General features: G+C 67.6%; 16 protein-coding genes. 1 reads left to right on the forward strand and 15 read right to left on the reverse strand.

What is annotated here, in order from left to right:
- Position 1 precedes the first annotated feature (1 nt).
- From AC3ARF_RS12200 to AC3ARF_RS12270, 15 genes are all read right to left on the reverse strand, one after another.
- Complete coding sequence (locus tag AC3ARF_RS12200; RefSeq protein ID WP_498928289.1) at positions 2–271, reverse strand: hypothetical protein; 270 nt, start codon at positions 269–271, stop codon at positions 2–4.
- Between the two features lie 65 nt (positions 272–336).
- Positions 337–804, reverse strand: coding sequence for an Hsp20/alpha crystallin family protein (locus AC3ARF_RS12205; RefSeq protein ID WP_498931871.1), 468 nt, complete (start codon positions 802–804; stop codon positions 337–339).
- Between the two features lie 240 nt (positions 805–1044).
- Positions 1045–3033: a transketolase gene (tkt, locus tag AC3ARF_RS12210; RefSeq protein WP_498928291.1), complete on the reverse strand. Its 1989-nt coding sequence runs from the start codon at positions 3031–3033 to the stop codon at positions 1045–1047.
- A 111-nt stretch (positions 3034–3144) separates the two neighbouring features.
- Complete coding sequence (locus AC3ARF_RS12215; RefSeq protein ID WP_498928294.1) at positions 3145–4467, reverse strand: dicarboxylate/amino acid:cation symporter; 1323 nt, start codon at positions 4465–4467, stop codon at positions 3145–3147.
- A gap of 51 nt (positions 4468–4518) precedes the next feature.
- Positions 4519–6312 carry a BatD family protein gene (locus AC3ARF_RS12220; protein ID WP_498928295.1) on the reverse strand — a complete coding sequence of 598 codons (1794 nt, stop codon included), beginning with the start codon at positions 6310–6312 and terminating at the stop codon, positions 4519–4521.
- The gene (locus AC3ARF_RS12225) at positions 6309–8012 is read right to left on the reverse strand and encodes a VWA domain-containing protein (protein WP_498928297.1); all 1704 of its coding nucleotides are present in this window, start codon (positions 8010–8012) and stop codon (positions 6309–6311) included. The genes AC3ARF_RS12220 and AC3ARF_RS12225 overlap by 4 nt, the downstream gene beginning before the upstream one ends.
- A gap of 2 nt (positions 8013–8014) precedes the next feature.
- Positions 8015–9031, reverse strand: coding sequence for a vWA domain-containing protein (locus AC3ARF_RS12230; RefSeq protein ID WP_498928299.1), 1017 nt, complete (start codon positions 9029–9031; stop codon positions 8015–8017).
- Complete coding sequence (locus AC3ARF_RS12235; protein ID WP_498928301.1) at positions 9031–9483, reverse strand: DUF4381 family protein; 453 nt, start codon at positions 9481–9483, stop codon at positions 9031–9033. Before AC3ARF_RS12235 ends, AC3ARF_RS12230 begins: the two co-directional genes overlap by 1 nt.
- A 2-nt stretch (positions 9484–9485) precedes the next feature.
- Positions 9486–10478 carry a DUF58 domain-containing protein gene (locus tag AC3ARF_RS12240; protein ID WP_498928303.1) on the reverse strand — a complete coding sequence of 331 codons (993 nt, stop codon included), beginning with the start codon at positions 10476–10478 and terminating at the stop codon, positions 9486–9488.
- Positions 10479–10488: 10 nt separating this feature from the next.
- On the reverse strand, positions 10489–11484 hold the full coding sequence (locus AC3ARF_RS12245) for an AAA family ATPase (RefSeq protein ID WP_498928305.1): 996 nt from the start codon (positions 11482–11484) through the stop codon (positions 10489–10491).
- 171 nt (positions 11485–11655) lie between these two features.
- Complete coding sequence (locus AC3ARF_RS12250; RefSeq protein WP_498928307.1) at positions 11656–13623, reverse strand: type IV pilus secretin PilQ; 1968 nt, start codon at positions 13621–13623, stop codon at positions 11656–11658.
- 17 nt (positions 13624–13640) lie between these two features.
- Positions 13641–14195 carry a pilus assembly protein PilP gene (locus AC3ARF_RS12255; RefSeq protein ID WP_498928309.1) on the reverse strand — a complete coding sequence of 185 codons (555 nt, stop codon included), beginning with the start codon at positions 14193–14195 and terminating at the stop codon, positions 13641–13643.
- Between the two features lies 1 nt (position 14196).
- On the reverse strand, positions 14197–14874 hold the full coding sequence (locus AC3ARF_RS12260; RefSeq protein WP_498928311.1) for a type IV pilus inner membrane component PilO: 678 nt from the start codon (positions 14872–14874) through the stop codon (positions 14197–14199).
- On the reverse strand, positions 14871–15593 hold the full coding sequence (locus AC3ARF_RS12265) for a PilN domain-containing protein (protein WP_498928313.1): 723 nt from the start codon (positions 15591–15593) through the stop codon (positions 14871–14873). The genes AC3ARF_RS12260 and AC3ARF_RS12265 overlap by 4 nt, the downstream gene beginning before the upstream one ends.
- The gene (locus AC3ARF_RS12270) at positions 15593–16651 is read right to left on the reverse strand and encodes a pilus assembly protein PilM (RefSeq protein ID WP_498928315.1); all 1059 of its coding nucleotides are present in this window, start codon (positions 16649–16651) and stop codon (positions 15593–15595) included. The genes AC3ARF_RS12265 and AC3ARF_RS12270 overlap by 1 nt, the downstream gene beginning before the upstream one ends.
- A gap of 220 nt (positions 16652–16871) precedes the next feature.
- Here AC3ARF_RS12270 and AC3ARF_RS12275 point away from each other — a divergent pair, with 220 nt between their 5' ends.
- Positions 16872–19394, forward strand: coding sequence for a penicillin-binding protein 1A (locus tag AC3ARF_RS12275; RefSeq protein ID WP_498928317.1), 2523 nt, complete (start codon positions 16872–16874; stop codon positions 19392–19394).
- Positions 19395–19488 lie beyond the last annotated feature (94 nt).

Raw genomic sequence — 19488 nt, forward strand, 5'->3', positions numbered from 1 at the left:
ATCAACTGGGTTGCGCCCGCACGGCACGATCCACCAGCTCGGCGGTCCAATCCTCGGCGAACACCTGGCAGCGATCGGCCAGGTATTCGCTGGCCCGGGCGTTGGAAGGTGCTGCGGGGCTGGTCGTGGCCGCCTCGGCCAAGGCTTGCCGCCATGCGACCAGCGCGGCATCCGGATCCGGGTGCGTGCGCAGCAACGCACGCAAGGCCAATCGGAGCACATACACCTGCGCCTGGAGGTCGCACACGGCCTCTTCGGTCTCTCGATCCATGGGCATCTCCGCCAGCAGCCTGCAGGACTGCCCGAGGAGATGCCCCGGGCAGCCGGGAAATCGCCTTACGAGTTGAGCACCGAACCGACCTGGATGCGGCGAGGCGTGGTCTCGGGGCGCTTTGGAATCACGATCTGCAGCACGCCGTTGTGACCAGAGGCAGTGATACCGTCCGGGTCCGCGCTGTCGGGCAGCGCAAAACGACGATGGAAACTGCCGTGGCGGCGTTCGACCCGGGAAAAACGCTCGCTTTCCACGATCGCTTCACTCTGGCGTTCGCCCTTGATCGTCAGCATTCCCTTGTCCATCTGCACTTCGATGTCCTGGGGATCGACGCCGGGCAGGTCGGCGTACAACACGAATCGATCGCCCTCTTCCTTTATGTCGACGAGGGGGACCCACTGACTGGTCACCACGGAGGATTCGTCCGAGGATCCGGCCTGCATCAGGCTCCCCTCGAAGAGGCGGTCGAATATCTGCTTGATGGGGTCCTGCGCCAAGCTTGGGGATTGCCACTGGGGGTTGCGAACCATCTTGTTCATAGCATGGTCTCCTGGATGGTAGGGACGGTGGAACGTCCGTCCGATGCGCAGATGTGAGCGGCCCCCACACTTTCAAGCAGGTGGGGTGCGCAGTCGGCGACTCATTCAAGATGCATTCATGCTCCCGAAGCGGGGCTGCGCCCCTCGCCACCTCTTCGGCGTGAATCCCGCCGCGCGTGCAAAAAGAACGGGGCCCGCAGGCCCCGTCCTGATCCCGCCAAGGGGCGGCGCTCAGAGCGCCTTCGCCGCCTCGACCACCTTCTCCACAGTGAAGCCGTACTTCTCGAACAGCTTCTCCGCCGGCGCACTGGCGCCGAACTCGTCGATGCCGATCACCGCACCGTCCAGGCCCACGTACTTGCGCCAGAAGTCGCTGACGCCGGCTTCGATGGCCACGCGCTTGCGGCAGGCCCTGGGCAGCACGGCCTCGCGATAAGCCGCGTCCTGGCGGTCGAACACGTCCGTCGACGGCATCGACACCACGCGCACCTTGTCGCCCAGCTGCTCGGCGGCCTGCGTGGCCAGCCCGACTTCCGAACCGGTGGCGATCAGGATGATCTCCGGCGCGCCGACGCTGTCCTTCAGCACGTAACCGCCGCGCGCGATGTCAGCCACCTGCTGCGCGCTGCGCGGCTGGTGCGCCAGGTTCTGGCGCGAGAACACCAGGCAGCTCGGGCCGTCATGGCGCATGATCGCTTCCTTCCACGACACAGCGGATTCCACCGCATCGCACGGGCGCCACACGTCGTTGTGCGGGATGTAGCGCAGGCTGGCCAGGTGCTCGATCGGCTGGTGGGTCGGGCCGTCCTCGCCCAGGCCGATGGAGTCGTGGGTGTAGACGTGGATGGCCTGCGCGCCCATCAGCGCGCTCATGCGCACCGCGTTGCGCGCGTAGTCGCTGAACACCAGGAAGGTGGCGTCGTACGGGATGAAGCCGCCGTGCAGGCTCAGGCCGTTGCTGATCGCGGTCATCGCGAACTCGCGCACGCCGAAGTAGATGTAGTTGGCGTTGGGGTCGTCGGTCGCGACCGACTTGCTGCCCTTCCACAGGGTCAGGTTGGAATGCGCCAGGTCGGCCGAGCCGCCGACCAGTTCCGGCAGCAGCGGCGCATAGGCTTCGATGGCCATCTGCGAAGCCTTGCGCGAGGCCACGACCGGGCCTTCGGCCTGGAGCTTGGCGATGTAGGCGTCGGCGTCGGCGACGAAGTTGGCCGGCAGCTCGGTGTGCGAGCGGCGCACCAACTCATCGGCCAGTTCCGGGTACTGCCTGGCGTAGCTGTCGAACACGCGGTTCCATTGGTCCTCGCGCACCAGGCCGGCGTTGCCCGCGCGCCAGCCATCGGCGATGGCCTGCGGGATCTCGAACGGACCGTGCTCCCAGCCCAGCGCGGCGCGGGTGGCGACCACTTCGTCCTTGCCCAGCGGTGCGCCGTGGCTGGATTCCTTGCCCGCCTTCGCCGGTGAACCGAAGCCAATCGTGGTGCGGCAGCAGATCAGGGTCGGCTTGTCGGTGGACTTCAGCGCGGTTTCGATCGCGGTCTTGATCTCGGTGGCGTCATGGCCATCGACGCCGCGGATCACGTTCCAGCCATAGGCCTCGAAACGCGCCGGGGTGTTGTCGGTGAACCAGCCGTCGGTGTTGCCATCGATCGAGATCTTGTTGTCGTCCCAGAACGCGACCAGCTTGTGCAGGCCCCACGTGCCGGCCAGCGATGCGGCCTCGTGCGAGACGCCTTCCATCAGGCAGCCATCACCCATGAACACCCAGGTGCGGTGGTCGACGATCTCGAGCTCGGGCTTGTTGAAGCGCTGCGCGAGCAGCTTCTCGGCCAGCGCCATGCCCACGGCATTGGCGAAACCCTGGCCGAGCGGGCCGGTGGTGGTCTCAACGCCCGGGGTGTGGGTGTTCTCCGGGTGGCCGGCGGTCTTGCTGCCCAACTGGCGGAAGTTCTTCAGCTCATCGAGGGGCAGGTCGTAGCCGGACAGGTGCAACAGCGCGTACTGCAGCATCGAGCCGTGGCCGTTGGACAGCACGAAGCGATCGCGGTTGAACCACTTCGGGTTGTTGGGGTTGTGGCTGTAATAGTCGTTCCACAGCACCTCGGCGATGTCGGCCATGCCCATCGGCATGCCGGGGTGGCCGGAGTTGGCGGCCTGTACGGCATCAATGGCGAGGAAACGAATGGCGTTGGCGAGATCGCGGCGGCTGGGCGTCGTCATGGGTCGGCGGGGGCTTTCTGGGAGGCGGAAGGAGGCGCGGCCGGGCCTGGACGGGCGGGCCGGACGCCTATTGTCCCATCCGGCAGCCCCCCGTGTCGCCCTCGGGGCCGTTCAGGTTTCGCAGCCTTTCATTGTCGCAGGCGAATCCACTTCCCCGCGAGACACCACCGCCGCCGCAGCCAAATCACCCGTGACGTTCAAAGTAGTCCGGCACATGTCCAGGAACCGATCCACGCCGAGGATCAGGCCAATCCCTTCGGGCGGCACCCCCACCATTCCGCAGATCAGCGCCACCACCGGCAGCGAACCGGCGGGCACGCCCGCAGTGCCGATGCCGCCGAGGATGCATACGAACATCACTGTCACCTGCTGCGCCATCGACAGCTCCACGCCGAAGAACTGCGCCAGGAACAGCACGGTCACGCCCTCGAACAGCGCCGTGCCGTTCTGGTTGGCGGTCGCGCCGACGGTCAACACGAAACGCGACACGCGCTTCGGCAGGCCCAGGTTCTCCTCCGCCACGCGCAACGCGGTCGGCAGCGTGGCGTTGCTCGACGCGGTCGAGAACGCCATCACCATCGCTTCCTGCGACCCCTTGAAGAACTTCGCCGGCGAGTAGTTGCCCACGAACTTCAGCGCCAGCGAGTACGTCACGAACATGTGCAGCGCCAGCGCCAGCACTACCACGCCGACGTATGCACCCAGCCGCACCAGAAGGTCCCAGCCGAACAGCGCGGCCAGGTTGAACATGAAGCAGAACACCGCATACGGGGCCAGCTTGATGACCATGCCGATCAGCGTCATCGACACTTCGAACAGGCCTTCGATGCCGCGCTTGAGCGTATCGGCGGCTTCGCTGCGCGTGGCGACCAGGCCGATGCCGAGCATCAGCGCGAAGAACATCACGGCCAGGATGGCGTTGTTGGATGCGGCGGCGACCACGTTGTCCGGCACGATGGACAGCAGCATGTCCATGCCCTTGGGCTGCTCGGCGCTGCTGCTGATGATGGACTGCGCGCGCTCGGAACCTTCGGCCAGCATCTGCTGCGCCGCGGCGCGGTCCACGCCCACGCCCGGCTGCAGCCAGTTCACCAGCACCAGGCCGATCAGCACTGCGATCGCGGACACCACCACGGTGTAGGCCAGCGTCCGCCAGCCCACCCGGCCGAGTGAACGGATGTCGCCCATTTCCGCGATGCCGACCACCAGCGCGGAGAACAGCAGCGGGATCACCAGCATGAAGATCAACCGCAGGAACAGCGTACCGGCGGGCTGCGTCACGTAGGTGGTCAGCCACTGCACCCAGGCCGCGTCGGCGCCGGCGCTGTAGTGCACGAACATGCCCAACAACAGACCCGCAAAGAAGCCGATGGCCATCTTCCAGTGCAGCGGCAGCTTCTTCTTGCCCTGGGCGGCGGCGTGGGCTTCGGTCATCGTGGGGTCCCCGGTGGAATCCGGGGAGCTTAGCAAACCCGCTCGAGGGGCTTAGCGCTCCGGGTACAGCGGCGGCAGCGGGTCGGCCTTGCCTGCTGCCGGAGCGGGCCGCCAACGCGCGCCCTTGGCGAAAGCCTCCCGCAGCGCAACGCGCGCAGCCCGGCCATCGCCATCGGACCAGCGGGCCCGCTGCAACTGATCAACGGCATCACGCTGGCGGGGATCAGCCAGCTGCTCGCGCAACGGGTCCATGCCAATGCAGGGCTGCGGTGCCAGCGCGAGCAGCGCCTCGGCCACGTCGCCCAGGCTGCCGGTGTCGAGTGCGCGGCGCAGCACATCGGGATTGGCGGACAGGGTGTTCGCGGCCGCCGGTGGGATCCGCGTGGTGCCGGCGTCCCCTGCTGGACGTCCGGCCGCGGCCGCACGCCCCCCACGATGGCTCAGCCACCACAGCAGCGTCAGCAGCCACAACGCCGCGAAAACCACGGTGGCGACCACCCACGGATTGCGAAGGCCGCGCCAGGTTGCCCCGTCGGAGTCGCCAGGTACCGGCGGCAAAAGGGCATCTGCCCGGTCCTTCGCAGTGGCGGGCGCGGGCGATGACGCCTTCGCTGCCGACGCCGGGGATGCGTTGAGCTGCAGCGGGGGCAGGCTGGCCACCCGCGTACTGCCGCTACGCACATCCCACCACGCCAATTTCAGTGCGGGCACGTGCACCGCGCCGGGGCGCGCGGGCACCAGCGAGAATCGCCGCAACTGCTTCACCCGCGGTCGACCGCCCGCGAAGCCTTCGTCGCTCTTCACCGGTTCGGCGAAGACCTGCACGCCGTCGATGGTCGGCAACCGCACCTCGGGCATCTGCGCGGCCATCGCGCCATCGGCGCTGATCTCGACCACCAGGTCGGTGGCTTCACCCACGCGCAATACGCCCGGTGCGGCGCGATAGCGCAGCTCGAGGGCGTGCAAGGGCAACCAGGGTTGCGGCGCGGTGGCCGGCGGCGCCTGCACCTGGAGGAAGCGCGGGCGGGCCTGCGCCTTGAGCACCCCGCCGCGATCCCCGAACAGGTCGTCGAAGAAGCCCCCGGTGCCGCGCCCTTCAAAAACCGCACCGGGCAGCGTCAGCGTGCCGCTGCGCTCGGGCAGCAGCAGGTAGCGCCGCTCCACCACCATGTAGCGACGGCCACCGAAGTCACGCGTGTACTGCGCGTCCTCGCCCACGCGCTGCAGCGTCGCGCCATCGGGTGCGGGCTGGTCAAGCTGGCCGGAGACCAGCGGCACCGCCGAGTACAGCCGCACCACCCAGCCCACCGCCTGCTGCACGTACGGCGTCTCGTCATCCGGCTCGCTTTCGATGAAGACGTTGTCTCCCGCGCGCGTTGGCGCTGGAATCCGGGCCGAAGCCGCGGAAACCACCAGGGTCAGTGGCGAGGTACGCGCCGCGCCCACGGCCAATGCGGGCACCGTGAGCACGCCGTCGCGGCGGGGGCGCAGCGCAACGCCGTACAGTGCGCGTACCGTTGTCCGCCCATTGCGCACGACAAACTCGCGGCGGCTGGTGTTGCCGCTGACCACGAAGTCACGCTGCAGCGGTGCGAAGTCCGGCGTGGGGTTCCCCGACTGCGTGGTTTCCACGTTGAGGGTGACAGTTTCACTGGCGCCGATCCGGTCCCGGTCCAGCCATGCCCGCGTCTGTGCCGAAGCCGCCGCAACGAGGCCGAACTGCAGGACCAGGGCGCAGCACAGCGTCCATCCAACCCGGGCGTTGGCCCATCGGCGCGCGCGCAATGCTACGCCGATCCAGATCGCTGGGATGGCGTGTTGGCGGACAGTGCAATCAACGGTCACCGCGATGAACCTCCCTGCTGCTGCCGTCGCTGGTACTCCAGCCGGAACTTTTCCCGGAGCAGCCCCCCCGGCTCATCGGGCACACGCTGCAGCCACGCCTCGTTGGCGATCCGTCGTTCACGCTCGGCGGCAGTTTCGGTCGCTGCCGGGCGGTCGCCCTGCCGCGGCTTCCCGCCCTTGCCCGCCTGCGCGTCCTGGGTCATGGCTTGGCGCATGCGCGCGCGCTGGGCCGCATCGGCTTTGGCTTGCGCGGCCGCGTCAGCACCCTGCGCAGGCGTCGGTCGCGGTGTCGTGCCCGTCGCAGGACTGGAGGGCGATGCGCCTGTTTGCCCTGGCGCAGCGGGATTGCCCTGTCCCTGATCGGCTCCCGCCGAACCACGTTCACCAGGCCGACCCTCGCCGGCCCCGGGACGCCCCTTGCCCGCAGCCGGTTGGGCGCCCGGCGGCGGCTTGCGCTTCATCGCCGCTTCTACCGCGCGGCGGTTCGCTTCCGCGTCGGCCATGCCAGGCGCACGCTGCAATGCCTGGTCGTAGGCACGGATGGCCTCCCGGTAACGCCCCGCACGGGCCAGCGCGTTGCCCCGGTTGTAGTGCGCGTCTGCGCTATCCACCTGGGCGAAGCCTTGGGCCGCGCCGGCGAAGTCGCCTTGCCGATATCGCCGCGTGGCTGCCTCCATGGCCGCATGTTGCACCTGGTCAGGACGCCGCCAGAGCTCGGCTGCCTGCGCGGCGCCAAGCGGCCAACCGACCGCCAGGACCAGTACCGCCACCCCCGCACCGCGGCGGAACAGCGGCAGCACCAACAACATCAACAAGGGCAGCAGCCAATAGCCCTCATCCAACCAATGGCGCCCGCCGCTTTCCGCGTCGCCCGAGCCGGTGGCGCCACGCGGCGCCAGCACGCCAAGTGCGCGCAGATCCGCGTCGTCGATCGTGATGCGCTGGTAGCGGCCGTTGCCCACACTTGCCAGCCTCTGCAGGGAGGGTTCATCGAACCCGCCTGTCACGCCCGCCGCTGCGCCCACGCCGAGGACGGACACGCGAAACCCCGCCGAGGCAGCTGCGGTGCTGGCGGCCACATCTGCGCTGGTAGCGTGGTCGCCCATGACGAGGATGTCGCCCTGCGCGAACCCAGCCTGGCGCAGCAGTTTCACCGACCACGCAATGGCCCGGTCGATCCGCTGGCCATCCACCGGCATCACCTCCGGGGACAACGCATCCAGGAACACCGCGACATTGCCAGCATCGTCAGTGAGCGGGGCCACGGTGAAGGCATCGCCGGCGTAGGCGACGAGGCCTACCTGGCCGCCACGGCGTTGCTGCAGGAGCATCGCCAACTTGGCCCGGGCCTGCGCGAGCCGGGAAGGAGGAAGATCACGTCGACCCATCGCACTCGACAGGTCCAATGCCACCACCAGTGGCGCATGGTCCTGCCACAGCGGCTGCTCGACCTGGCGCCAGCTCGGCCCGGCCAAGGCCAGCACCGCCAGCACGTAGGCGACGCCCGCCAGCCAACGACCGCGCCTGTGCGCGGGTGCTGCCTCGTTTGCCAGCAGGTGGCGGAGCAGGTGCGCGTCCACGACCCCGCGCCACACTTCGGTTCGCTTGGCGCGGCGCGCCGCCAACCACCAGCCCAGTGGCAACAGCAACAAGGCCCAGAGCCACAGCGGGCGCAGCCAGTACACCAATCCGGCGTCCATGCTCAGGCCCGCCTTCGCTGTGGTCGCAGGAAGGCTACGATGGCCAGCAGCCAGGCGGCACCCAACGGCCACGGGTAGCGTTCCAGGCGCGGTCGCACCGCTTCCCCGGCACGGGTGATGGGTTCGATACGATCGATCTCGGCGTAGATGCCCGCGAGCTGGGCGGTGTCGCGGGCGCGGAAGAACTGCCCCCCGGTGGTCCTGGCGATGGCGGCCAGGCCCTTCTCGTCGATCTCGTCGCCCCCGCCCGGCATCGGTAGCTGGAACCCGAACAGCGACAGCACACCCTCGCCGCCAAACGCGATGGTGTGCACGCGCACCCCGGCGTCGCGCGCCAGTTCCGCGGCTTTGGCCGGCTGCAGGGCTCCGGCGGTGTTCACGCCATCGGTGAGCAGCACCAGCACGCGCTGCCCCTCCGTCTGGGTGCGCAGGCGTTTGACGGCCAAACCGATGGCATCGCCCACCGCCGTCTCCTGCCCCGCAAGGCCGACCACACTGTCCTGCAACTGCTCACGCACCGACTGGTGGTCCAGGGTGGCCGGGGTGAGCACGTAGGCATTTCGGCCGAACACCAGCAGGCCAATGCGGTCACCGGCGCGACGGTCGAGGAAGTCAGCTAGCACGGCTTTCGCGGCGGTCAATCGATCCACGCGCTGCCCACCCAGCTCCATGTCCGGCTCGCTCATGCTTCCCGACAAGTCGAGGGCGAGCATCAGTTCGCGCCCCGCATGCGGCGGCTGCACCGCATCACCCAGTTGCTGCGGACGCGCTGCGGCCAGGCACAGCAGGGCCCATGCCGCCCATGCCACACCGCCCGCCGCCAGCAGCCGTCGCGGGCTGCCACGCGCCGCGTGGGTCGCCTGCACGCGCTCGCCATAGGGGACACGCAACGCCGCATCGTGGCTGGGCGCGGGCTTGGCCCACCACGAGACCAGTGCCGGCAACGGCAGTGCCAGCAGCAGCCACGGCCATGCCAGCGATACATCGCGCCAGTGCAAGGGCAGCGGCAGCCACTCCATCACCGCTTGATCATCCAGCTGATGAAGCGGGCACGTGCGATCCGCTGCAGCGCCTGCACATCGTCGGGCCGCACGTCGGGGCGGAACGGCGCGTCGAGCAGCAGGCGGCCCTGGGGAGTATTGAAGACGGCAGTGTCATGGCCGCGGTCGAGCATGGTCAGCCACGCGTCTCCCTGCAGGCGATCGGCCTCCGGATCGTGCAATCGGGCCGCTCGCCGCAACAACTCCGACATCGCCGCGACGGCCTGTGGCCGGGAGGGCGCCGCCACCATCGCCTGATCGAACATCGCGGCGATGCGCGCGTGCCGCCGACGGCGCCGCCCGTGAAGCCAGGCGACAGCACCCAGCGCCGCCAGTAGCGCGGCGCCCACCAGCCACCAGCCCGGAGCGGGCGGCCACCACGAAGGGGCCGGCGAGAGATGAATGTCGCGCAGTACGAGGGTGGGATCCATGTTCACGCCACCAATGGCCGCAGCCGCCCCAGCAGCGGAAGCCACGCGTCGCTGGGCTCATCCGTGGATACCGCCTGCACGCGCACTCCTCGCAGGGGAAGTGCGGCCATTGCGGCGCGCACGGGCTCCGAGAAGGCAGCCATCCACTGCCTGCGTTGCGTCGGGCTGCCCAGGTCCAGTTCAAGCCGTGAAGTACCGGAAGCCAGCGGCAGCAGCTTCGCAGGCGGCTGCAGCTCCAGAGGGTCGGTGAACAGCAACACGATGACTTCGTGATGTTGACTGAGCGGTGGCCAGCGATCGGCCGGCACTTCGACGAGGCTGGCGGGATCGGCGAGCACAATCACTCGCGAACCGGGCCGCACAATGCGTCGCGCGCGGTCGAGTGCGGCGCCTAGGCCTTCGTCATCGGCGGGGGGTTCACGGTACCAGCGGACCAAGGCATCCAGCACCCGCAAGGCCCCTCGGGCGCCTGCCGCCGGCACGAGGGGCGCCTCGCGGCGTGAGCCACGCAACGCGCAGATGCGATCGCCCTCAGCGGTGGCGACCCACGCCGCCAGGGCGCCGGCCCGCGCGGCCTGCACAGATTTGAAACGGGTCCGGGTACCGAAATAGAGCGAAGGGGCGGTGTCGGCCACCACGACAGTCATCCGTTCGCGTTCGGCCTGGAAAAGTTTGGTGTGGGGGCGACCGCTGCGCGCGGTCAGACGCCAATCGATGTGGCGAGCGTCATCGCCGGGGATGTACTCGCGTGATTCGGCATACTCCATGCCCCGCCCCCGCAACGGGGACAGCGCCTGGCCGGTGACGCCGTGACGGCCGTGTCGCGCCTGATGGCGCCCGAGCGCCACGGACCGTAGCGCCACCAACTCCTTCAGGGAGGGCACTACGCCCTCGTAATCCCCCCGCGCCTGTATCGATCCCGGAGTCACAGCCGCATCCTTCGATTCCGTCGACGGCGGCGGACCTGGGGTGTTGGAAGGCGGACGCGGTCGCACGCAGCAGTCCTCAGGGCAGCGGCACCAGCCGCAGCAGCTCGGCAGCCAGCCGGTCGCCGTCCCAACCTTCGGCCGTGGCTTCGTAGGAAGGAAGAATGCGGTGGCGCAGCACGTCAGGCGCCACCGCGCGAACGTCGTCCGGCGTCACGAAGTCGCGCCCGGCCAACCAGGCGTGGGCGCGCGCGCAGCGCTCCAGGGCGATCGAACCACGTGGGCTTGCACCCCAGCCGATTCGCCGGGCGAGGTTCGGGTCGTAGCGCGCCGCATCGCGCGAGGCGACGACGAGCTCGATGATGTAGCGCTCGACCGAGGGCGCCACGTGCAGATCCAGCACGGCAGCGCGGGCAGCGATCACCTCAGCTTGGGTAATCCTGTGGGGCTCGGAGTGTGGGGTGGGTGTCACGGCCATCCGCGCCTGCTCACGCGCCAAGCGCAGGATTTCGGCTTCCGCGTCGACCTGCGGGTAACCGATGCGGACGTGCATCAGGAACCGGTCCAGCTGCGCCTCGGGCAACGGGAAGGTGCCCTCCTGCTCGATGGGATTCTGCGTCGCCATCACCAGGAACAGCGGCGGCAACCCATAGGTGTGCCGACCCACCGTAACCTGGCGCTCGCCCATTGCCTCGAGCAGCGCCGACTGTACCTTCGCCGGGGCGCGGTTGATCTCGTCGGCAAGCAGGATCGAGTGGAAGATCGGACCCGGCTGGAACTCGAAGCGTCCCTCCTGCGGTCGCCACACCTCGGTGCCGGTCAGATCGGCCGGCAGCAGGTCCGGGGTGAACTGCACGCGGGCAAAATCCGCATCCAGCCGCGCGGCCAGCGCACGGATGGCAGTGGTTTTCGCCAGGCCGGGCGCGCCCTCCACCAGCAGGTGGCCATCGGCGAGCAAGGCGACCAACAAGCGCTCGACCAGCGCCACCTGGCCAATGATGCGCCTGCCCAGATCGTCCCGAAGGGCCGAAAAGGTCGCGTGCAGCGCCGCTGGCTGATTGTCCGCTCCGTCCATCGTCGTTCCATGCCGGTGATGCTTGGATTCTGACCCATCGCGTGCCGCATGGTTCAACGACGATGTCTCAGGTTCAGCTGGGGGCCATTGCCTTTGGATGGTGATTCAGGTGGCCTAGAAACGCCAAGGGCTCCCGTAAGGAGCCCTTGGCGCAACAATTTGCAGTACAGGTCAGCGCTGCGAGACGCGCAAGACCTTCGGTGTCACGAAGATCAGGAGCTCCGCCTTCTCCTTCAGACGACCCTTCTTCTTGAAGAGGTTGCCCAGGAACGGAATGTCACCCAGGAACGGAACCTTGGAAACGTCGTTGCGATCACGGAACTCGTACACGCCGCCAATGACGACCGTCTGGCCGTCGTCGACCAGCACCGCCGTGTTGATCGCACGCTTGCTGATCTGCGGCACGTCACCGATCGAGGTGTTGATGAATCCGTCGATTTCATCCTTCTTGACGTCCATGTTCAGGAACACACGGCCGTCATTGGTGATGGTCGGGACCACCTTCATCTCCAGCAGCACATCCTTGAACTGCACGTTCGGGATCGGTATCGAGTTGCCACCCTGCTGGGGCGAAATGGTCACGTAGCCCACTTCCTGGCCCTGGCTGATCACCGCTTCCCGCTGGTTGGCGGTGACGATGCGCGGGTTGGAGATGACTTCGCCGCGGCCTTCCTGCTGCATGGCCGACAATTCGACGTCGAGCAGGTAGCCCGCATTCAGTATCGATAGCGCCACGGCGCCAGCGGGGTTGTTCACTGCCAGATTCGTCATCATCTGACGGGTAACGGTAAAGCCCGGCTCGCCAGCCATAAGCGCATTGGAACGCGAGAGCGCGGTTTCCGACGAGGCATCGGCACTGCCACCGAAACCCAAGGTACTGCGGTCACCGTCCTTACCCGCCGCTCCATTGATGCCGAAGCGCGAGCCCAATTCACGCGAGAAGCTTTCCGTCGCGATGACGACGCGGGCTTCGATCACCACCTGGTCGACGGGACGATCGATCACCCGGATCAGTTCGCGCATCTGCGCAACCTTCTTCGGGATGTCGCTGATCATCAGGGTATTGGTGCGCTCGTCCGCCACCATGCGGCCGCGCGGCGACATGAAGCCGCTGTCCTGATTGCTACCACCCTGGCCACCGGCCCCACCCCCGCCGCTACCGGCACTGCCCACACCCTTGGCCTCGGACAGCGCCTTGAAGATCTGCGCAGCATTGTGGTAGTTGATCTGGATGTACTCGGTCACCGTGTCGACGCGGTTGTCCAGGGCGATACGCGCGTCTTCCTTGTCCTGCTCGTACTTGGCTAGTTCGGCCTGGGGCGCAACCCACACGACGTTGCCGCTGCGGCGCTTGTCCAGGCCCTTGGCCTGCAGGACGATGTCCAGCGCCTGGTCCCACGGCACATTGATCATGCGCAGGGTGACGTTGCCCTGCACCGTGTCAGAAGCGACGATGTTGAGTCCGGATTCCTCGGCGATCAACTGCAGCACCGTGCGCACGGGCACGTCCTGGAAGTTGAAGGTTACCGGCTTGCCGGCGTAGGCCTTGCTCGGAATCACCGTGCCCGTCGCGCCGACCGCGCGGCCGCCGGCCGCCTTGGCACTGGCCACCGCAGCCTTGGGCATCACTTCGACGATGTACTCGTTGCCCATCTGGTACGCCATCGACTCGAATCCGCCGCGGGTATCCAGCACCAATTGGGTACCGGCACCTGCTGAGCGCGCATCGATGCGCTGCACCGGCGTGGCGAAGTCGGTGACATTCAGCGGTCGCTGCAGAGACGCCGGCAACTGCGCGTTGCCGACATCAATCACGATCTTCTGACCCTGGTTCTTCAGGTCCGGCGCGGCGCCGTTGCCGTCGAACTTGATCACGAGTCGGCCCGAACCACCATCGCCTCGCTTGAAGTCGATGTTGGACACCTGCACGGCACCCGGGACCTGCTTGGCAGGATCGGTTGCCACGGTCGCGCCGTTGGCCAGCGAGACCGGCATGGAAACCGTTGCCGGGGCCGAGGGCGCTGCCGCATGGGCCGCACTCAGTGCCGCGACCACGCCGATCGCGAGGCCAATGCCCCCCGTCCGGAGGATCAACGGGCGCCGGCCGGGCCGGGAGCGGTTGGCGTTGAAATCGGTCATCTTCCTATCCCCCAGAATCATTGATCTTCCAACGCGACCGTGGCTGGACGTTCCAGCCAACCACCCGCGCCATCCGGCACCAGTTCCACCAGCTCGATGCGGTCCTCGAAAACGCCGGTCACTCGACCGTCGCTCTGGCCCATGTAGGCACCGGGCTGCACGCGATATGTCACCTTGTCGGGCGCCATCACCAGCGCCACCAAACCTCCACCGCGGCCGAGCGTGCCGACCATGTCGAGGCTGTCGAGCGGGAACTGCTCCAGCACCTGCTTGCGTCGGGACGCATCCGGGCGCGGCCCGCTGCCACCACCGTCATCGGTGAAGGCCGTACTGAACGGGTCGCGCAGCGCCTGCGCCGCATATTCGAACGTTTCGAACTGCTGCATCACCGGCAGGGGATCCAGCGGCGGCGCGGGCCGTGCCTTCACCTCGGCCACCCAGGTTTCCAGGTTGGGCGCCTCGCCCGGCGTGCTGGTCACACCGCGTGCGCAACCGGCCAGCGTGGCCACCAGCGCAATCGCAAGAGCGTGGCGCACCCTGGGCGACCCACTGCGGACAGTCAATTCACCCATCTCAGGTTCCCCCCTGGCCCGACGCAGGCGCGGCCGCAGTCTTCTGCTGCTCGGCCACTTCCTCTTCGTCGAGGTAACGATACGTCTTTACCGTGCCGGCCAGCTCAAGCGGGCTGTTCGGCGTGATTGCGCCGTCCTTGCCCTGGGTCGCGCGCGGTCGCAACTGGATGTCGTGCATGGTCATGATGACCACGCGGGGCAGCGACGCGACGCCACTCACGAAGCCCCCGAACTGGTGGTAGGTACCCACCATGCGCAGCGCGATCGGCTTCTCGGCGTAGAACTCCTTGGGCTGTTCCGGACCGGGCTGGAACAATTCATTGGTGATGCCGGTGGCCAGCGCGGTCTGCGAAATGTCGACGATCAGGTCCGGCATTTCGGTCTTGCTGGGCAACTGGCGCAGCATCTGCTGCAACTGCTGTTCCATCTGCGCGAGCTGCTGCTTCAGCGGTTCCAGATTCGCGGCGCGCCCCTGCTTGGTCTCGAACTCCGTGCGCAGGTCTGACTCCTGGCGCTCCAGCCCCTCCAGCTCGGTCTTCTTGTCACGTACGAACAGGTACCAGGCCAGGCCGACGATGAGTATGGCCACCAGCGCGCAAAAGCCGATCTTGGCCTGCTGCGGCCACGCGCCCATGTTGTTGAAATCGAGTTCCTTGAGTGAAACCTTCTTCTGGCTCACGACGAGGCTCCTGTTGCCGGCGCTGCAGTGTTCGGGGCCGTTGCCGGCGCGGTCGTGGACGGCGCGGGCTGGGCCGGAGTAGCGGTCGGAGATCCAGCCGGCGTCGCGCTTTCGGCAGCCGGCGGAGGTGCCGCCGGCGCATCAGGCACGCCATCTCCATCCGTGTCCTTGGGCGCGTTCGGGTTGGCCAGCTTGACCTGCAGGCTGAACATGTACGGCAGGCCCTTGTCCGCGCCCTTCGCCTCGATGATCGACAGGTCGGGGTTGGTCATCCAGCCCGAGCTTTCGAGGTTGCGCAGGTAGGTGGACACGCGCGCGTTCGACTGCGAGCGCCCTTCCAACGTCAACATCTCCGTGTCCTGCTTGATCGAAGTGAGGATCACGCCGTCGGGAATGGTCCGCACCAGCGAATCGAACAGGTGCACCATCTGCGAGCGATTGGCCTGCAGTTGCTCGATGACTTCCTTGCGCGCCAGCAGCTTGGCCTTCTTCTTGTCCAGCTCCTCGATCTCGACGATCTGCTTGTCGACCTCGGTGATGCGGTCGCGCAGGAACTGGTTGCGCTCGTTCTGGCCGCTGATCTGGCCGTTGTAGAAGCTGATGATCAGGAACGACAGCAGCACCGCGCCCAGGGCCGACAGGCCCAGCATGGTGGCGAACTCCTTCTGCCGCTGCTTGCGGCGCTCCGCGCGCCAGGGGAGCAGGTTGATCCGTGCCATCAGTCGAAGCTCCTCAGGGCCAGGCCGCAGGCAATCATCAGCGCCGGGGCATCCTGGGCCAGGGCGTGCGCCTGCACGCGCGGTCCCAGCGTCATCTGCGCCAGCGGGTTGGCGACCGCGGTCGGCACGCCGAGCTGCTCCTCCACCATCTGGGCGATGCCCTGGATGGAGGCGCCGCCGCCGGCGATGACGATCTGGTCGACGCGGTTGAACTCGCTGCCCGCATAGAAGAACTGCAGCAGGCGGCTGATCTGCTGGACCATCGCCTCCTTGAACGGTTCCAGCACCTCGGCCTCGTAGCTCTCCGGCAGACCGCCCTGGCGCTTGGCCAGGCCCGCTTCCTCATAGCTGAGGCCGTACCGGCGCATCACCTCGTCGGTGAGTTGCTTGCCACCGAACACCTGCTCACGGCTGTAGATGGTGCGGCCGTTGCGCAGCACGTTGAGGGTGGTCATGGTCGCACCCGAGTCGATCAGGGCCACCAGGCCATCACGAGGGGTCTTCAACTGGTCGGCGATGAGCGCGAACGCGTTCTCGACCGCAAAGGCTTCCACGTCCATGATCTTGGGCGTCAGGCCGCCAAGTTCCAGCGCGGAGGAGCGGACCTCGACGTTCTCGGCGCGCGAGGCCGCCAGCAGAACCTGCACCGAATCGGGGCTGTTGGGCATCGGGCCGAGCACCTCGAAATCGAGGTTCACTTCCTCGATCGGGTACGGCACGTAGTTGACCGCCTCCAACTCGACCTGCGATTCGAGGTCGTCCTCGTCCAGGTCGGCGGGCATCGGGATGATCTTGGTGATCACCGACGAGCCGGCGACGGCCGCCGCCGCGAACTTGGCGCGCGTGCCCGAGCGTGCCACGGCACGCTTGATGGCCTCGCCCACCGCCTCGACCTCGACGATGTTCTTTTCCACCACCGCATTGGGCGGCAGCGGTTCCACGGCATAGTGCTCCACCCGGTAGCGGTTGCCCGACCGGGACAACTGCAGCAGCTTCACCGCAGTCGAACTGATGTCCACGCCGACGAGGGCCGGCTGGCTTTTCGTGATGACGCCCACAATATTCTCCCCTTGCCACAAGCGCTTGCGCGAACTTTGTGTGGCCGCGTCTTAAATAACGGACTTTCCCCCGGCTGGCAACCACTTCTTGTCAGAAACTGACGAGCCGATTCCGTCTTCCCCCAAAACGGCATCTGGAAGCGTGACCGGACGCCCGGGCCCGACCCCCGCCTCATCTATACTCCTCCGCCAATACACCCGCAATCGGACCGCTTCCCAGATGCCCCCACTTCGCCGCCTGTTCCGCTGGGCGCTGGTCGCCGCCGCCGGCCTGTTCCTGCTGGGCCTGGTCGCCGTTGGCGTCCTGTACTACCTGATCGCGCCCAACCTGCCGGACGTGGAAACCCTCCGCGACGTGGAGATGCAGGAGCCGATGTACGTCTACTCCCGGGACGGCAAGCTCATGGCCCTCTTTGGCGAGACTCGACGCTATCCGGTGAAGATCGAGGAGGTGCCCCAGCGGCTGAAGCAGGCCTTCATCGCCATCGAGGACGCCCGCTTCTACCAGCACCATGGCGTGGATTACAAAGGCACGTTCCGCGCCGTGTGGCTGTTGGCCACCACCGATGGCAAGCGCGTCCCCGGCGGCTCCACCATTACCCAGCAGGTGGCGCGCCAGTTCTATCTGAGCTCGGAAGTCAGCTACACCCGCAAGCTCACCGAGATGCTGCTGGCGATGCGCATGGAGCGCGAGCTGAGCAAGGACGAGATCTTCGAGCTGTACCTCAACAAGAGCTTCTTCGGCAACCGCGCCTACGGCGTGGCCGCGGCCGCAGAGTTCTACTACGGCAAGAACCTGAGCGAGCTGTCCCTGGACGAAATGGCCTCGCTGGCCGGCATCCCCAAGTTCCCGTCCAGTGGCAACCCGCTGAGCAATCCCGAGCGCGCCAAGGAACGCCGCGACTACATCCTGCAGCGCATGGCGGAACTGAAGTTCGTGTCCCGCGCCGAAGCCGAGGCGGCCAAGGCCGTGCCGATGCACGCCTCCCCGCATGAGCGGCCGGTCGAGATCGAGGCCCCCTATGTGGCCGAAATGGTGCGCCAGGCCATGGTCGACAAGTTTGGCGCCGAGGCGCTGACCAAGGGCTACCACGTCACCACCACCATCGACCCGGTGCTGCAGGCCGCGGCGGACAAGGCGCTGCGCGACGGCCTGCACGTCTACGACGTACGCCATGGCTGGCACGGCGTCGAGAAACATGTGGAACTGGCCGCGGGCGAGACCGCGGCCCAGGCGCGCACCCGGCTGCGCGGCATCTCTGCACAAGCGGCACTGCGGCCGGCGCTGGTGCTGGCTACCGCCGACCGTGCCGCGACCGTGGTGCTGGCCGACGGCACCACCGTCGAGCTGGGCGCCGACCAGGGCTGGGGTGGGCGCAGCCCGGCCAGCCTGGTCAAGCGTGGCGACATTGTCCGCGTGACCCGGGTCGAAGCGCCTGCCGACGCGAAGCCAGAGGCCCCAGCGCCCCCGGTGCGCTACCGGCTGTCGCAGATTCCGCGGGCACAGGCGACGCTCGTGTCGCTTGATGCCGACACGGGCGCGCTGCGCGCGCTCTCGGGCGGCTACAGCTACGCCGGCAACAAGTTCAACCGCGCCACCCAGGCGCGGCGCCAGCCGGGATCGAGCTTCAAGCCGTTTGTGTACGCCGCGGCGATGGAGCGCGGCTTCAACCCGGCCTCCATCGTGCTGGATGCGCCGGTGGTGTTCCAGGACCGGCGCGGGCATATTTGGCGCCCGCAGAATGACACCGGCAACTTCAAGGGCCCGATGCGCCTGCGCGAGGCAATGGTGCAATCGCGCAACCTGGTCTCTGTGCGCATGCTCGATGCGATCGGCGTGGACTACGCCCGCAAGTACATCAGCCACTTCGGGTTCCCCGAGTCGGAACTGCCGCCCAACCTGTCGATGTCGCTGGGCACGGCATCCCTGACCCCGATCTCCGTGGCGCAGGGGTACGCGGCGTTCGCCAATGGCGGCTTCCGCATCACGCCGTGGTTCATTGACGAAGTGAAGGACCGCGACGGCGCGGTGGTGTTCAAGGAGAAGCCGGCCGTGGCCTGTCGTACCTGCGCGGTGGGCGCGACCACGGCGAAAGCCGCGCCGGCTACCGGCACGGTGGTGGATGGCTTTGACCTCGGCCCGGCGGGCGGCGCCTCCGCGGCAACCAAACCGGCGGACACGGCGGAAGCCAAGCCCGAGGCCAAACCGGCGCCCGCGGCGGCCCCTCTGGACCTCGACAAGCTGTCCCTGGCCCCGCGCGCGATCGACAACCGCATCGCCTACCAGATCGTGTCGATGCTGCGCGACGTGGTGCTGCGCGGCACCGGAACGGCGGCCAAGGTCCTGGAGCGCGAGGACGTCGGCGGCAAGACCGGCTCCACCAATGACCATCGCGATGCCTGGTTTTCCGGCTTCGGCGGACCGCTGGTGACCACCGTGTGGGTCGGCCGCGACAACTTCCAGTCGCTGGGCTACCGCGAGTACGGCGGCAAGGCCGCCCTGCCGATCTGGATCGACTACATGCGGGTGGCCCTCAAGGACCAGCCGATCCGCGCCAACGATCCGCCCGATGGGATGGTGCAGGTGTCGGTTGGCCCGGGCGGCCGCCTGATCCCCGACGGCGGCAGTGGCATCGTCGAGTGGGTCAAGGCCGAAGACCTGGAACGCATGGAAACCTATGTGGACTACGGCCCGGAAGAAGCTGAAGCTCCGACGGAAGAAGAGTCCTTCGACATTTTCTGACGTGTGGTAGGGTTTGATGGTCGGCCCTCGTGGCCGACCGCGGCGGTTCCCGCCCGCGCAGTGCAGCCGCGGAGGTCCTCGTGAGCCACGCCCG

It is taken from the genome of Lysobacter sp. KACC 24251 (assembly GCF_057747755.1).

What these genes read in the sequence shown, in the direction of transcription:
- AC3ARF_RS12200 (WP_498928289.1), bottom strand. Translation starts at nt 271, where the DNA reads ATGGATCGAGAGACCGAAGAGGCCGTGTGCGACCTCCAGGCGCAGGTG.
- AC3ARF_RS12205 (WP_498931871.1), bottom strand. Translation starts at nt 804, where the DNA reads ATGGTTCGCAACCCCCAGTGGCAATCCCCAAGCTTGGCGCAGGACCCC.
- tkt (WP_498928291.1), bottom strand. Translation starts at nt 3,033, where the DNA reads ATGACGACGCCCAGCCGCCGCGATCTCGCCAACGCCATTCGTTTCCTC.
- AC3ARF_RS12215 (WP_498928294.1), bottom strand. Translation starts at nt 4,467, where the DNA reads ATGACCGAAGCCCACGCCGCCGCCCAGGGCAAGAAGAAGCTGCCGCTG.
- AC3ARF_RS12225 (WP_498928297.1), bottom strand. Translation starts at nt 8,012, where the DNA reads ATGGACGCCGGATTGGTGTACTGGCTGCGCCCGCTGTGGCTCTGGGCC.
- AC3ARF_RS12230 (WP_498928299.1), bottom strand. Translation starts at nt 9,031, where the DNA reads ATGGAGTGGCTGCCGCTGCCCTTGCACTGGCGCGATGTATCGCTGGCA.
- AC3ARF_RS12235 (WP_498928301.1), bottom strand. Translation starts at nt 9,483, where the DNA reads ATGGATCCCACCCTCGTACTGCGCGACATTCATCTCTCGCCGGCCCCT.
- AC3ARF_RS12245 (WP_498928305.1), bottom strand. Translation starts at nt 11,484, where the DNA reads ATGGACGGAGCGGACAATCAGCCAGCGGCGCTGCACGCGACCTTTTCG.
- AC3ARF_RS12250 (WP_498928307.1), bottom strand. Translation starts at nt 13,623, where the DNA reads ATGACCGATTTCAACGCCAACCGCTCCCGGCCCGGCCGGCGCCCGTTG.
- AC3ARF_RS12255 (WP_498928309.1), bottom strand. Translation starts at nt 14,195, where the DNA reads ATGGGTGAATTGACTGTCCGCAGTGGGTCGCCCAGGGTGCGCCACGCT.
- AC3ARF_RS12265 (WP_498928313.1), bottom strand. Translation starts at nt 15,593, where the DNA reads ATGGCACGGATCAACCTGCTCCCCTGGCGCGCGGAGCGCCGCAAGCAG.
- AC3ARF_RS12275 (WP_498928317.1), top strand. Translation starts at nt 16,872, where the DNA reads ATGCCCCCACTTCGCCGCCTGTTCCGCTGGGCGCTGGTCGCCGCCGCC.